Source organism: Saccharopolyspora hattusasensis (assembly GCF_050972075.1).
Taxonomy (GTDB): Bacteria; Actinomycetota; Actinomycetes; order Mycobacteriales; family Pseudonocardiaceae; genus Saccharopolyspora; species Saccharopolyspora hattusasensis.
The window spans coordinates 7,903,612-7,917,730 of the sequence record NZ_JBPCDC010000001.1; the positions used below are offsets into that span (position 1 = coordinate 7,903,612).

The following is a 14,119-nucleotide window of genomic DNA, read 5'->3' on the forward strand; positions in this document are numbered from 1 at the left end:
ACATCCAGGGTCGGGTTTGGTGCCGGTGGTCAACCCGGATCGCAGCGAGACCGCGCCCGAACCGACGCGATGTTCGGGGTGTAGTGCGGATCTGGCCGAGGGCCGGGATGCGGGGATGTCCTGGACGCAGGTCTGGGACACCCCGCCGATCCGGCTGCAGCGGGTGCAGTACCGGCTGCCGAAGCGGCAGTGTGGCGGTTGCGGGAAGACCACGACCGCGGCGGTTCCTTTCGGGCAGGCCGGGGCGGTGTGCTACGGGCCGAACGTTAACGCCGCGGCGGTCCTGCTGTCCTCGACCGGGAATGTGCCGGTGGAGCGCACCGCGAGTCTGATGGAAGCGTTGCTTTCCGCTCCGGTGTCGACCGGGTTCGTCGCCCGCGCGCACGAACGCGTCGCCGAGCGGCTGGATCAGGCAGGCTTCGATGACGCGATGCGTGCCGCACTGGCCGCCGAACCGGTGCTGTGCGCGGACGAAACACCGGTCAACATCGCACACCCCGACACCGGCGAGGACGGCCAACCGGTCCCCGGCGCCCCGCACGTGGTCTGTGTGCGCACCCCGGATGAACGGCTGGTGTGGTACCGGGAACTGCCGGCACGCACCAAAAAAGCACTGCGCACCCTCGGGCTTTTCAACGATTACACCGGGTATCTCGTGCGCGATGATTACACCGCCTGGCATCAGTTCGACGCCCGGCTGGCCGGGGTCCAGCAGTGTGTGGCGCACCTGTTCCGCCACCTGCAAGGCGTTCTCGACCTGCACCCCACCCAGCAAGGATGGGCCGCCACCGTCCGCAAGGTGCTGCGCGAAGCGCACACCGCCGTCGCCGACGCCCACGCCACCGGGGCCGATCGCCTCGACCCCGACCTGCGCGCCCGCTACGACAAGGCCGTCGCTTGGGGAATCGCCACCAACCGCCACCGCGACTGGGACAAAGGCAACCACCCCGGCTACAACCTCGCCACCCGACTGGCCGGCAAAGCCAACCAAGTCTGGCTGTTCACCAGGGTGTTCGCGGTGCCCTGGACCAACAACGCCTCCGAGCAAGCGCTGAAAAGCCCGAAACTGCATCAGAAAGTCTCCGGCTACTGGCACACCCTGGCCACCCTGGCCCGGTTCTGCCGAGTCCGTTCCTACCTGACCAGCGCCACCAACCACGGGCGACGCGCCATCGACGCCATCCATGCCGCCCTCACCGGCAACCCCTGGATGCCACCAGTCACAGCCTGACCACAAAGATCAAACCGCCCAGCGTCCTGTCCAGCCCTGAATGGACACGATTTCAGAGGTCCTGATCCGCTCTCAACGGGGACGGCGAGTTTCGGTGCGGAGGCCGTGAGCCGCAACCTGGACATTCTTACCGAGCGTGAGCAAGCGGTACTCCGGGCCGCGACTGTGCTGGTGGCCGGCTGCGGCAGCGTGGGTGGTGCCGTGGTCGAACCGCTGGCGCGAATGGGCGTCACCCGTTTCCGGCTCGCCGACCCGGACAGATTCGACGTGTCGAACCTCAACCGGCAGGCGTGCGTGGTCGCTGATGTCGGCCTGCCGAAACCCGAGGTGCTCGCCCGCCGGGTAGTCGCGATCAGTCCCACCGCCGAGGTGCGCACCTACCCGGGCGGTCTCACCCTGGAAAACCTCGACGAGGCGCTCGACGGCGCACACGTCGCCTTCGACGCGATCGATCCCGCGATGTCCGCGTGGGTCAAGTACCAGCTGCACGAACGCGCCGCCCGTCGCGGCATTCCCGTCGTCGCCGGAGTCGACTGGGGCGGAAAACCGGCCCTGTTCGTCTTCGACTACCGCCGCAACCCGCTGCCGTTCCACGGGAAGGCGACCGCGGAAGCGCACCGGGACAACCGTCTGTGGGACTCCGTGCGCTGGTTCGGCAGGACGCACTTCCCCAGCGACTACCTCCCCGTCATGTCCGACCGGCTGGCCAACGGCGGTACCTGGCCGCAGATTTCCTACTGCGTGATGGGTCTCGGCGCGCTCGGCAGCAGGGTTGTGCTCAACTTGCTGATGAACCGACGGGTCAAATCCGTAGTGACGGTGGACCTCCATGCTGCGGCCATGCCGAGAGCCGCGGCGTTAGCACACCGGGCGCGTATGCCGCTGGAACTCGCCCGAACTCTGTGGACCATTCGCCAGGTGACGAGAAAGGGCGGTTCCCGGCCAGTGCGGAGCGGGCAACGGGAGCGCGAACTGCCCCCGGAACTCACCGCCGTGCTGGGCGGCGCCCGTCTCGCTCCCTCCGCGTACAACTCCCAGCCGTGGCGTTTCGAAATCGTCGGCAACCACACCGTCCAGCTCGCGCTCAACGGGGCACGCTGGCCGACAGCGCATCCGGACCGGCTGGGCTGGGCCGAGAACCTCGGATGCACGCTGGGAGCTCTTTCGTACCTCGCGTACGGCGAATGGGAGGCGCACGAAGGTGCGCTCACGGACCAGAACTGGTCCGCAGGCCGATTCCGCCTCGATCGCCTGCGTGACGACTTCTTGACCCGCCAGGGCGTATTGGGGGCACGTTCGACGTACCGAGGCGACATGCTGTCCACCCCGATCGACCGCACGACCCTGAAGCAGGTCGAAAAACTGTGTACCGACCGAAATGTCAGCCTGGAGACGATGAAAGGTTCGCAAGCTCGAAGCAGTCTCCTCGGCCGGACCGCACGCGATAGGTCCACGTTGATCGGCAACGAGGACGAACTGTGGGCGTGGGTGCGCAAGCGCGCCGATACCGAGTTCGGCCGCAGTTGGTTCGGCAAGCCTCACGACCTGCTCGGAATCTCCGGTTTCGCCGGACGTCTTGCATCGGCTCTGGCGGGATCTGCGATCCCGGTCGTGGCCAAACGCCACGTACTGGCAGGGGTCGTCGAGCACGGGCGTGCCCGGCAGTTGCGCAATTGCGGCGCGGTACTCGTGCTGCGTGGCCCTCGTCAGACCGTAGCTGACCGCATCAGCGCGGGCGAGACGTTGATGCAACTGTGGCTGTCCCTGGTTGAGCAGGGATACGCGGCTCAACCGTTGCTGGGAGAATTCGGCGGACTCGGGACCCCTTCGACCAGAGACGCCTCCGGAGACAACGCCGTACTGGCGGTCCTGCGTGTCGGCAAGGGAACCAGACCACCGACCACGCGGGTGGCGCGCTGTCCGCTGGCGACGTCGGTGAAATGGGCCGAATAGCTGAGTGCCACGCCGGCGTGTCGGGAGCAGGAGCGTATTAACCGAATGCCACGGTCACGATTGCGTCATGCTGGAGGCTGGGATTGTGCCGCCGAGACGTCAGCCTGGTCGAGAAGCCACGACACTGTCACGTCGATGACCTCGCGCTCCACGTCCCGGAAGCCGTGTCCGCCGCCTCGTACGCGGTGCCAGTCCGTGCGCGGCCGCCGGGCTGCCACCTCATGGGCCACCTCGTAGGAGACGTGCTCATCCACGTCGCCATGCACGACGAGCGCGGGGATGTCGCTGGCGAGAAAGGCAGCTCGCGGGTCGAGCTCCGCGAATTCTTCGAAGAGCCGCGCGCCCAGTTCGAACCGTCCCTCGATATCGAGAAAACCCCGCTGTCGCAAGGAACTCAGGTCGCAGTAGAGCTGCCGCCCGCGCGGCAGCTCCGGTTCCAGGAAGGTCCGCCGTAGGTCGAGCACTGGCTGCCACAGCGCCACCGAGTCGATGGGCAACTCGCCCAAGGAGAGCGTGGTGCTCACTGCACCGAAGCTCGACGCCACCACCGAAACCGGGCGTCCCACGGACTCCACGGCCGCCCGCAAGTCCAACCGTTCTCCCGCGATCGTCATGTCGCGTGGCCTGCCCTCGCTGCGGCCGTGCCCGCGGAAAGAGAACCGCAGCACCGAGAATCCCGCGGCCGCAAGCCGATCCGCCAGGACCGGGAACAGTCCTTGCTCTGCGAGGTCAGCGGTGATGCCGTGGGCCAGCACCACAGCATCCGCACCGCCCTGATGCCAGGCGGTCTCAAGGCGGACACCATCAGACGTGACGATCACAGGTGAACCTCGGTCCGGAGTCGACAGATTGCCGCAACCACCCTCTTGCAGGCAAGCATGGAGAAGTCTCCTGTGGTAGCGATTCCGGCGATGCCCGCCGGTCGCATGCTGAGCCCCGCTGCCACTGCAGTAACCTCCTCGTCGAGAACGCGGATCAGACACCGAGACTGAACGGCGTATCCCCCGGGGATCAAGCCCCTGGCCGAATTTTGTCCTGCAGGACTAATATGTATTAGCACCTTGACAGAAGCGCGTTGATGGGACGGGTCACCGACTCGCGTGCATCATCGAAGCTGACATCCGTGCTGAGGACTGGGTTCCGATTGAGGTGCAGTGGTGCGAACGCGTTCGTCCAGCACAGGTAGACGGAGTGGTTCACCGAAGGAATGTAGTGCGGGGAGCCCACAATGGCCGTGGTCTGTCGTGATGCGGACAGGGGTTGGTACGTGACGTTCCAGGTCGACACCGCCGACCCTGAACCCATGCCGAAAACCCGGCATGCCGTCGGGGTGGGCCTTGGTGTGAAGGACCTCGCTGTCACCAGTCATGGTGAGCGGATCGCCAACGTCGCCTGGGGTGAGCAGAATTGCTGGGGCGACAAGTGGCGACGTCGCCCACGCAGGAGGCCGACGAACGGCCGAGCTTGCGCGAGCGGTGGTGCTCGGCGGCACGAGCTTGTTCGGTGGCCGAGGACCGGTGCTCGGGGCGCTGATGGAAGCGCTGATCGCCGCGGTCCGGGGTGGCCCGTGCGTGGTTTTCGGGGCGATAGCGCTCGAAACCGCTCACGACACTCGTGCTGGTGGGGTGGTGGTGGTCGGGTGTCGCCTTCATCGTGCCCTGGTTCTCATTGCTGCGTAGTGGATTCCGGTGGTTTCGCTTCCGTGCGTCTTGGGTTTTTGGTTTTCGGGCCGGGTGTTGCACCTGATCAAGCGACCATAAAAAACGTGCGAACTGGATTCCCTCTCCTCGGCTTTCCGTGGGTGTAAATCGGCGAGGAGTAGACGGAAGTCATTGCTTGGTAACGGAATGCGCAGGTGTGACCTGCGGGAATAAGGGCGCACGTGAGCGGCTAGGGCCGTAGCCAGGGGCACGGCCCCAACTCCCTGTCGGCGTGACCGGACCGCGGCACCGCGATCACCCCCGGCAGCCCGTCATCGACCGGCGGTCTCGGCTAGGGCGGTGTCAAGGATCGCCAGGCCGCGATCGATCTCGGCGTCGGTGGCGGTCAGCGGCGGGGCGATGCGGAACGTCCCGCCCATGCCGGGCAGCTGCACGATGTTCATGTGCAGGCCGAGCTCAGCGCAACGCCTGGTGACGGCGGCGCCGAGCTTGTCGGCGTCCTCGCCACCCGGCCCGTCGACCAGCTCCATCCCGATCAGCAGACCGCGCCCGCGCACGTCGCCGATCACCGGATACCGCCCGGCGAGCTCCGCCAGACCGCCGCGTAACCGCATGCCCAGCTCGTGGGCGCGCGCGTCGAGGCGGTCGCGGCTCAGCACGTCCAAGACGGTGTTGCCAACGGCCGCTGGAAGCGGGTCGTTGACGTGCGTGGTGAAGAACAAGAACCCGCGGTCGTGGGCTTCCTGCTCGATCTCGGTGCTAGTCAGCACGGCCGCGAGGGGCAATCCGGCGCCGAGGGTCTTGGACAGGGTGAGGATGTCCGGGACGACGCCGTCGCGCTCGAAGGCGTACCAGTCACCGGTGCGGCACAGTCCGGTCTGGGCCTCGTCCAGGATCAGCAGCATGCCCCGCTCCCGGCACTTGTCCCGCAGCGCCGCCAGGTAGCCAGGCGGGAGGTCGACGACGCCACCCGAGCTCAGCACGGGCTCGACAAGGCAGGCCGCGAGGCTGCCGACCGACTGGGCGTCGATCAAGTCGAAGCCGAGGTCGAGCTGCCGTTGCCAGTCCAGGTTCCCGTCGGCGTCGACGATGCCGGGCCGGAACCGGTCGGGCACCGGCAGGGCGAAGTTCCCGGGGGCGGCGGGCCCGTACCCGACCCGCCCGGCGCTGTAGGTGGCGTTCGCCGCTGCCTGGGTCATGCCGTGCCAGGACCGGGCGAACGAGACGACCTCGTGCCCGCCGGTGACGAGCTTGGCCATCCGCAACGCGGCCTCGTTCGCCTCGGCACCGGTGGTCAAGAACATGGCCTTGTCCAGAGGCTCCGGCAACGTCCCCGCTAGCCGCTGGGCGAGGTCGAGCACCGGGCGGCTCAGCATCCCGCTGTAGAGGTGATCGAGCCGGGCGACCTGCTCGCGAACGGTCGCGACGATCTCCGGGTGGGCGTGTCCGAGGATCGCGCTCATCTGCCCCGAGGTGAAGTCGAGCAGCTCGCGCCCGTCCTCGGTGAACGCCGAACTGCCCTCGGCGCGGGGGTGGCGATGCTGCCCGCACTGGCCGTCCCACCCGGAATCCCGGTCGTCACCCGCGAGCTCAGCGCGCCGGTGCACCGCAACGTCGCGATCGTGCGGCGCCGGGTGGCAGCGCAGCGCGCGGCCGTGGACGCCGTCGTCGAGACGCTGCTCGACCACCCGGACATCCCGGCCCTGTCCGCACCCGGCTCCGCCGGACACCGGTGATGCCCGCTTCGGCCCAGGTGGCTGCTGCGATCGCGGCTCCGGCGTCGAGCAGGCCCTTGACGTCGGTCTGCATAACGTCGCGCACACGATGCGTCGATCGTGTCGGCGAAGCGGGGACCCGGCGTGGGCCCCGGATCCCGCTGTCCGATCGTCCTTTGAGGACAGTGAGTCTTTCCCTTGCTTGTCGAAGAAGTTAGTCGGCGCGCCGTAATCCGGCATGACCGGCCGGTCATCGAGGCCGCCAGTGACGGTGACCGACCGTCGTGGTGTTACGGCACCTTTGGCATCGCCCGCCCCGGCGGCGTCATCAGCGGGGTCGGCGTCCCGCAGTACGAGGACGCACCGATCGGATTGTCACAGCCCGCTGATTACCGCTTCTTGGCCGACGCGGCATTCCTCTCGGTGGCTATCGCGGTGGACACCCGTTCCTGCGCGGAGGGCACCCGATCCAGCTCGATTCCGAAGTACTCGCGGTATGTCTTCAGCAGTGCCTCGTCGGTGTCGAGCCGCCGCAGGGTGCGCCGCCCGTCGTACTCCTCCATCAGCTCGTTCCCTCGCAGCGTCTGCTTCCCCCGCTCGGTGCGTGCGATGGAAATCGGCACTGCCGCGAACGGTGAGTGCGGGGACGTGCGATACCACCACAGAAACGGCTGCCAGTACTCCACGTCGCGGTGCCTGGTTTCCAGCCGGTACAGCAAATTACCGTTTATCGATACGTCGATGTCGCCGTCGGGCGCGGTGGTCAGCAGGTAGGTGCCGTGCGGATCGGCTTGCGGTTCGCGCAGGTCGATCCGCAGCGGGTGCCTGCTGTTGTTTCCCTCGCCGACGTCGACGAGCCAGGACACCTCATCCTGCCCGGACTGCGGAAATGTGACCCTCAGTGCCATGTGGCTGCTGCTCTTGGCGAGCACCGAGTTCCGGTAGATCTGGCCGTGCAGCAGCTCCACCTGGTAACCGAACGTACCCAACAACATGCCGAACGCGGAGTTGAGTTCCAGGCAGCCCCCGCCCCGCTGGTGTTCCACGATCTTCCGCACGGCGCCGAGCGTATGCGGCACCGGTTCCCCGGTGTATAACGCGATTGTCTCGAACGGGATCGACAGCACGTGGCGTTCCTGGAGGTGCCGTAGCGTCGCCAGGTCCGGGCGTTCCGGGCGGTCAGCGCCGATTCGCGCCAGGTAGGCGTCGACGTAGTGGTCAGCGAGGGCTGGCAGCATTTCGTGGTGTCCTCTGTGCTCGGCGGTCATCTCGGCAGTCGTCACAGTGCCTCCGCGTCGTGGTCGAAAAGCCAGTCGAGGGTGTCGCCGATCGGCTGGGCATCGGGACGCTGCCGGGATTCGGAGGCATCCCGGTGGAGGTTGCGCCCCATGTCACCGGAGAGCTGCTGGACCTTCATCGCCCGCGGGCGGCGCACCTGCTCGTAGGTCCGCAACGCCACCGAGACGTCGTCTCTGTGGCGTGCCAGTGCACCGGCCAGGGCAACGGCGTCTTCGATGCCCTGGCCCGCGCCCTGAGCCGTGAAGGGCAGTACGAGGACGCACCGTTCTGTTGACTGCACCAAGTTCTGCCGGTGATCAGTAGTAGGAGCTGATCAAGAGAGATAAGGAGCTTGGTGTGACGGTTTGATCGTGGCCGGCTTATGCCCTACGGCCTGCTGCGATGGTCGTGCCGTTCGAGGATTATTGCAAGACTGTCCTTTTATCTTTCCCGAAAAACCCTTTTTTATGCCCAAAAGATCCTCTTTCTTATGCGCAAGATTTTTTGTGCATAAGATCGACTAGTTTCTTGAGCACACACACTGGTCAGCGTCGAGCGGATCTCCAGTCCGGCGCCTACCGGCTCAACACCGAGCAGACATTCGGGAGGATGTGTGACTGGTCTCGTGAGGACAGGTGATGTCATGCACGTAGATGTATCCGGCGCAACCATCGCTGACGGCGATATGGGCACCATCGCCAGTCTGCTGGTCCGCGCCGCCAGCACCTGGCCCAGTGCTGGGCTGCGCTACTGTCACGGAACCGCGCTCGTGCCTCACTCCTTCCAGTCCTACCCCGAATTGCTCGACGAGGCCTGTCGACTGCTGTCCGGGCTGCGCGCGCAGGGCGCCGAGCCCGGCGACAAGGTCGCGTTGCTGGTGGAGCGCCCGCGCGAATTCATCGAACTGTTCTGGGCTTGCCTGCTCGGCGGCCTCGTGCCGTGCCCGTTGGTGCCGTTACGGGGCGACCCGGAGCGCTGGTCGGCGCAACTCGCCTATGTCGACCAGCTGCTGAGCAAGCCGCTGCTGATCGCGGACGAGACGCTTGCGGCCGAATTGCCGGCGGGCGCCGCGCTGACCGCGGTGCCACTGGACGAACTGCGCGACCTCTCGCCTGCCGACGACCTGCACGACGCCGAGCCCGACGACCTCGCCCTGCTGGTGCTCACCTCCGGGTCCACCGGCAACTCCAAGGCCGTGATGCTCAGCCACGCCAACCTGCTGGCCTCGATGGCCGGCAAGAACGGCTACCACCGGCTGACCGCCGACGACACCACCCTGAACTGGGTTTCCTTCGACCACGTCGCGGCCCTGTTGGAGTGCCACCTGCTCCCGCTGTACGCCGGGGCGCAGCAGGTCCATGTCGAGCCACAGGTGGTGCTCGGTGAGCCACTGGAGTTCCCGCGGCTGATCAGTCACCACCAGGTCACCGTGACTTTCACCCCGAACTTCCTACTCGGCCTGGTCAACACCGCCGTCTCCGCGCTGCCAGACCCCGCCGCCGAGCAACTGGACCTGTCCCGGCTGCGGCACATCATCAGCGGCGGCGAGGCCGTGGTCCGTACCACCGGCGAGGCGTTCCTGGATCTGCTCGCCCCCTATGGCCTGGCCCCCACTGCGCTGTGGCCGGCCTTCGGGATGACCGAGACCTGCGCTGGCAGCATCTACTCCACCGGCTTCCCGTCCACCGACGCGGGCCAGGAGTTCGCCAACCTCGGCGAGCCTGTCGCGGGCCTGGCCATGCGGGTGGCCGACGACAACAACCAGGCGCTGCCGGAAGGCGCGACCGGCGAGCTTCAGCTGTCTGGGCCGATGATCACCTCCGGCTACTACAACAACCCGCAGGCCACCACCGACGCTTTCACTTCCGACGGTTGGTTCCGTAGCGGCGACCTCGGCCGGATCGACAAAGGCCGGCTCACCCTGGTCGGGCGCAGCAAGGACAGCGTCATCGTCAACGGCGTCAACTACTACAGCCACGACATCGAGACCGCCCTTGAACAGCTCGACGGCGTGGCCGCGTCCTACGTCGCGGCGTTCCCGACCCGCGCCGAGGGCGCCGACACCGAGCAGTTGGTGATCGCCTTTCACCCCGAGGTGCTGGCCGACGACGAACCCGGCCTGTTCCGGTTGCTGACCGCGGTCCGCAGCACTGTCGTCATGCACTGGGGTTTCCGGCCCGCGCTGGTGCTGCCACTGCCGCGAGAGTCCTTCCCCAAGACCAGCCTTGGCAAGATCCAGCGCGCTCTGATGCGCAAGAGCCTGGAGGCCGGCGACTTCAACGTACAGGTCGCCGCCGTGCAGCAGCTGACGTTGCGTCAACTCGGCGGCTACACCGCGCCGCGGACCGACACTGAGTGGCAGCTCGCCGCGATCTACGCGGAGATGTTCGACACCGAGGTCGACAAGATCTCCGTCACCGCGAGTTTCTTCGACCTTGGCGGCACCTCGCTGGACATCCTGCGGCTGCGACTGAACGTCGCCCAGACCTTTGGCGCCGATCTGCAGATCATCACGGTGCTGACCGCACCGAGCGTGTGCGCGCTGGCCGCCCACATTGACGCCGAGCGGGTCGGCGCACGCGACGAGCTCCCTTACGACCCGATCGTGCCGATGCAGACCAGCGGCACCAAGACCCCGCTGTTCTGCGTGCACCCAGGCGTCGGCGAGGTGCTGGTCTTCGTCAACCTCGCCAAGTACTTCGTCGGCGACCGGCCCTTCTACGCCCTGCGCGCCCGCGGCTTCAACCGCGGAGAGAAGCCCTTCACCAGCTTCGCCGAGATGGTGGACAGCTATGTGACCGCCATCCGGGCCAAGCAGCCGCACGGACCGTACGCGGTAGCCGGCTACTCCTACGGCGGCGCGGTCGCCTTTGAGATCGCCAAAGTGCTGGAGTCCCAGGGCGAACGAGTGGATTTCGTCGGCAGCTTTAACCTGCCCCCGCACATCAAATACCGGATGGACGAACTCGACTTCGTCGAGACCGCCGCCAACCTCGCCTTCTTCCTGGCGCTGATTAACAAGAAGCAGTCGCTGGAACTGCCCACCCGGCTGCGCGGGCTCAGCCGCGAGGAGCAACTCCAGTACTTCATCGACATCGCCCCCGCTGACCGGCTGGCCGAACTCGACCTGACCGCCGAGAAGTTCGCGGCATGGGCGGAGCTCGCCGACGGCCTCACCGACCTCGGCCGCAGCTACCAACCCAGCGGTGCCGTCCGCTCCATGACGGTCTTCTACGCGGTTCCGCTGCGCGGCACCAAGGAGGATTGGCTCGCCAACGAGCTGCGTCGGTGGGACGACTACACCACCGAGCCCACCCGCTACATCGACGTCCCTGGCGAGCACTACACCCTCATGGGCCCGCAACATGTGGCCACCTTCCAGGCGATCCTGCGCCGGGAACTGGACCGGGCCATGGGCGAGGGAGCCGGTGCAAGAGACGCAACCCCCATGGAGGCGAAGAAGTAATGCAGGGCAAAAAGATCCTGGTCACCGGCGGTACCGGGCAGGTCGCCCGACCGGTCGCCGAAGCGCTCGCTGCGGACAACGAGGTCTGGTGCCTCGGCCGCTTTGGCACCCTCGGCGTCGCCGACGAACTCGCCGCCCGCGGGATCAAGACCTTCCGCTGGGACATGGACGACCTCGGCGCGGACACTCTTAAGGGCCTGCCCGAGGACTTCACCCATGTCATCCACTCGGCCGTCCGCCGCGGCGAGGACGGTGACTTCACCGCCGCCGTCACCGTCAACTCGGTCGCCGCGGGCCGGCTGATGACCCACTGCCGCACCGCCGAGGCGTTCTTGTACGTTTCCACCGGTGCGATCTACGCCCGGCAGACCCTCGACCACCTCTACACTGAGACCGACCCGATCGACGGCAAGGCTGAGTGGCTGCCCGCTTACCCGGTCGGCAAGATCGCCACCGAGGGCACCGTACGCGCCTTCGGCCGGGTGCTCGGCCTGCCCACCACGGTCGCCCGACTCAACATCGCCTACGGCCCTGGCAGTTACGGGGGCGTGCCGATGTTGTACTTCAAGCGGATGCTCGCCGGCGAGCCGATCCCGGTGCCCGTCGAGGGCCAGAACTGGTGCTCGCTGCTTTACACCGACGACCTGGTGCGCCAGGTGCCGAAGCTGTGGGACGCCGCCACGGTGGAGACCACTCTGGTCAACTGGGGCGGTGACGAGTCGGTGGGCATCACCGACTGCATCCGGCACATGCAGGAACTGACCGGCGTCACCGCGCAGTTGGTGCCCAGCGAGGTCACCCGCGAGACCTACCGGTTCGACCCGACCCTGCGCTGTCAGCTGACCGGGCCATGCGAAATCGGCTGGCGCGACGGCATCCGCCGCACCCTCCAGGTGATGTACCCCGAACTGGTCCAGGCAGGCTCCGATGGCTGAACAGGTGTCCGCCACCTTGCGGGCACCGCAACCGCGGTTTCGGCCCCGCTTACCGACAGCGGCACCAGCCGCGTACCCGACTGCTTAAGAGGAGCTCACCGACCATGGTCACCAGCCCTACCAACGTGGAGACTGTTCAGGCCGCCTACCGGGCCTTCCACGACCACGACGTTGAAGCACTGCTGGCCACCCTCGCCCCCGACGTCGCCTGGGTACACCCCGACGGGATGGACACCTACGGTCTTGGCGGCACCAAGAAAGGCCACGCGGGTGTCAAGGAGTTCCTGGCGCACGTGCCCACCGTGCTCAGCGGGATGCGGCTGGAGCCAATCGAAATCATTGAGTCCGGCGACCGGATCGTGGTCTTCGGCGTCCGCCACATCACCTCCCGTGGCGGCCGCACCGAGACGCACCAGTTCGTGCACTCCTGGACGCTGCGCGAGGGCAAGGCCACCAGCATGGAGGACATCTTCGACACTGTCCTCTTGCACCGCCTGATCGAGAGTTAAGGCGGGCTGCCCGATGAAGTAGCCGTATCTGGTGCCGCAGGGCACCTTCCGAGACCGCGCTGCGTACGGCGCTCGCGCACCAGTCGGTCAGCCGCGTGGTCGCCGCCTGCCCGGCCGCGCCCCTCACAGCACTGCACACCCCCACGGAAGGACACCTTGTGAGCACAGAGCGCCAGCTGACGAACGGCACCGCGCAGGACCGGATCGTGCAGCTCGGCCTCGGTTTCTGGCCAGCCAAGGTGCTGCTGACCGCGGTGGAGCTGGGGGTGTACTCCGTGTTGGCCGCGGACGGGCCCACGGACGCCACCACGTTGGCCGCACGTCTCGGCCTGCACCCGCGCGGGGCCCGCGACTTCTTCGACAGCCAGGTCGCCCTTGGTCTGCTAGAGCGCACAGACGGCGTCTATGCCAACACACCCGACACCGACCGCTACCTCGATCAGGCCAAGGACACCTACATCGGTGGCCTGCTGGAGATGGCCCAGGAACAGTGGTACCAGTCCTGGAGCAACCTCACCGAGGCCCTGCGCACCGGCGAGCCACAGAACAACCTCAGCGCCGACGACGGCGACCCCTTCGACGTCCTCTACGCCGACGCCGAACTCGCGAGCCGCTTCCAGAAGGCGATGACCGGCGGGTCGCTGGCCGCCTCCCAGGCCCTGGCCAGGGCCTTCCCGTGGCAGAAATACGGCTCGGTGGCCGACATCGGCTGCGCCGAGGGCATCCTGCTCAACACGGTCCTCACCGCGCATCCACACCTGTCCGGCACCGGTTTCGACCGCCCGGCCGTCCAGCCGAACTTCGACCGCACCGTGGAGCGCACCGGCTTGTCCGGGCGGATGCGCTTCGTGCCCGGCAGCTTCTTCACCGACCCGCTGCCGTCTGCGGAGGTCATCGTCTTCGGCCGCGTGCTGCACGACTGGGACCTCGCCACCAAGCGCATGCTGCTAAAGAAGGCATACGCGGCGCTACCCCCCGGCGGCGCGGTGGTGGTGTATGAGTCGATGATCGACGACGACCGGCGCACCAACACATTCGGCCTGCTGACCAGCCTGCACATGCTGCTAGAGAGCCCGGGCGGCTTCGACTACACCGGCGCGGACTGTGTGGACTGGATGTCCGACGTCGGCTTCACGAATTGCTCCGCAGAGCCGCTGGACGGCCCGGTCTCGGTGGTCGTCGGCCACCGCTGTGACGTGCGGTGAGCACGCCGATGTCAGAAAACCAATGAGGCGGCCAACCAACGCTTCCCGCCCCGGACCTCGTCCTGCGGCACCAGCTGCGCTTCATCTTTCCCGCAGGTGCAAGACCGTTGACGGGACAACTCGTCAGCTCATAAGGGCTCATAAGGCGCTCATAAGGCCATCCGGC

At 67.0% G+C, this 14,119-nt stretch carries 9 protein-coding genes and 1 pseudogene; 6 read left to right on the forward strand and 4 right to left on the reverse strand.

All coding sequences use genetic code 11. The annotated features are described in order from the left end of the window. Positions 1-10: 10 nt before the first annotated feature. Both tnpC and ACRXBZ_RS37390 read left to right on the forward strand, forming a co-directional pair. A pseudogene (gene tnpC, locus ACRXBZ_RS37385) lies at positions 11-1,231 on the forward strand (IS66 family transposase); the annotation flags it as partial. Positions 1,232-1,336: 105 nt separating this feature from the next. Next, the gene (locus ACRXBZ_RS37390; RefSeq protein WP_433883099.1) at positions 1,337-3,184 is read left to right on the forward strand and encodes a ThiF family adenylyltransferase; all 1,848 of its coding nucleotides are present in this window, start codon (positions 1,337-1,339) and stop codon (positions 3,182-3,184) included. A gap of 65 nt (positions 3,185-3,249) precedes the next feature. Here the strand turns inward: ACRXBZ_RS37390 and ACRXBZ_RS37395 are convergent, their stop codons facing one another. The 4 genes from ACRXBZ_RS37395 to ACRXBZ_RS37410 form a co-directional block, all read right to left on the reverse strand. After that, positions 3,250-4,005: an alpha/beta hydrolase gene (locus ACRXBZ_RS37395; RefSeq protein WP_433883100.1), complete on the reverse strand. Its 756-nt coding sequence runs from the start codon at positions 4,003-4,005 to the stop codon at positions 3,250-3,252. Between the two features lie 1,151 nt (positions 4,006-5,156). Then, on the reverse strand, positions 5,157-6,533 hold the full coding sequence (locus ACRXBZ_RS37400) for an aspartate aminotransferase family protein (RefSeq protein ID WP_433883101.1): 1,377 nt from the start codon (positions 6,531-6,533) through the stop codon (positions 5,157-5,159). 416 nt (positions 6,534-6,949) lie between these two features. Beyond that, positions 6,950-7,843: an arylamine N-acetyltransferase family protein gene (locus ACRXBZ_RS37405; protein ID WP_433883102.1), complete on the reverse strand. Its 894-nt coding sequence runs from the start codon at positions 7,841-7,843 to the stop codon at positions 6,950-6,952. Further along, positions 7,840-8,139: an FAD-dependent monooxygenase gene (locus tag ACRXBZ_RS37410; RefSeq protein ID WP_433883103.1), complete on the reverse strand. Its 300-nt coding sequence runs from the start codon at positions 8,137-8,139 to the stop codon at positions 7,840-7,842. Before ACRXBZ_RS37410 ends, ACRXBZ_RS37405 begins: the two co-directional genes overlap by 4 nt. Before the next feature lie 342 nt (positions 8,140-8,481). On the opposite strand from ACRXBZ_RS37410, the gene ACRXBZ_RS37415 reads away from it, so the two are divergent. The 4 genes from ACRXBZ_RS37415 (at position 8,482) to ACRXBZ_RS37430 (ending at position 13,953) form a co-directional block, all read left to right on the forward strand. Then, positions 8,482-11,304 carry an alpha/beta fold hydrolase gene (locus ACRXBZ_RS37415; RefSeq protein WP_433883104.1) on the forward strand — a complete coding sequence of 941 codons (2,823 nt, stop codon included), beginning with the start codon at positions 8,482-8,484 and terminating at the stop codon, positions 11,302-11,304. Further along, a complete protein-coding gene (locus ACRXBZ_RS37420) occupies positions 11,304-12,239 on the forward strand; it encodes an NAD-dependent epimerase/dehydratase family protein (RefSeq protein WP_433883105.1) in 936 nt (311 codons plus the stop codon). Before ACRXBZ_RS37415 ends, ACRXBZ_RS37420 begins: the two co-directional genes overlap by 1 nt. A 104-nt stretch (positions 12,240-12,343) precedes the next feature. Next, positions 12,344-12,748: a nuclear transport factor 2 family protein gene (locus tag ACRXBZ_RS37425; RefSeq protein ID WP_433883106.1), complete on the forward strand. Its 405-nt coding sequence runs from the start codon at positions 12,344-12,346 to the stop codon at positions 12,746-12,748. Between the two features lie 158 nt (positions 12,749-12,906). Then, complete coding sequence (locus ACRXBZ_RS37430) at positions 12,907-13,953, forward strand: methyltransferase (RefSeq protein ID WP_433883107.1); 1,047 nt, start codon at positions 12,907-12,909, stop codon at positions 13,951-13,953. The last annotated feature ends 166 nt before the right edge of the window (positions 13,954-14,119 follow it).

What these genes read in the sequence shown, in the direction of transcription:
- ACRXBZ_RS37415 (WP_433883104.1), top strand. Translation starts at nt 8,482, where the DNA reads ATGCACGTAGATGTATCCGGCGCAACCATCGCTGACGGCGATATGGGC.
- ACRXBZ_RS37420 (WP_433883105.1), top strand. Translation starts at nt 11,304, where the DNA reads ATGCAGGGCAAAAAGATCCTGGTCACCGGCGGTACCGGGCAGGTCGCC.
- ACRXBZ_RS37425 (WP_433883106.1), top strand. Translation starts at nt 12,344, where the DNA reads ATGGTCACCAGCCCTACCAACGTGGAGACTGTTCAGGCCGCCTACCGG.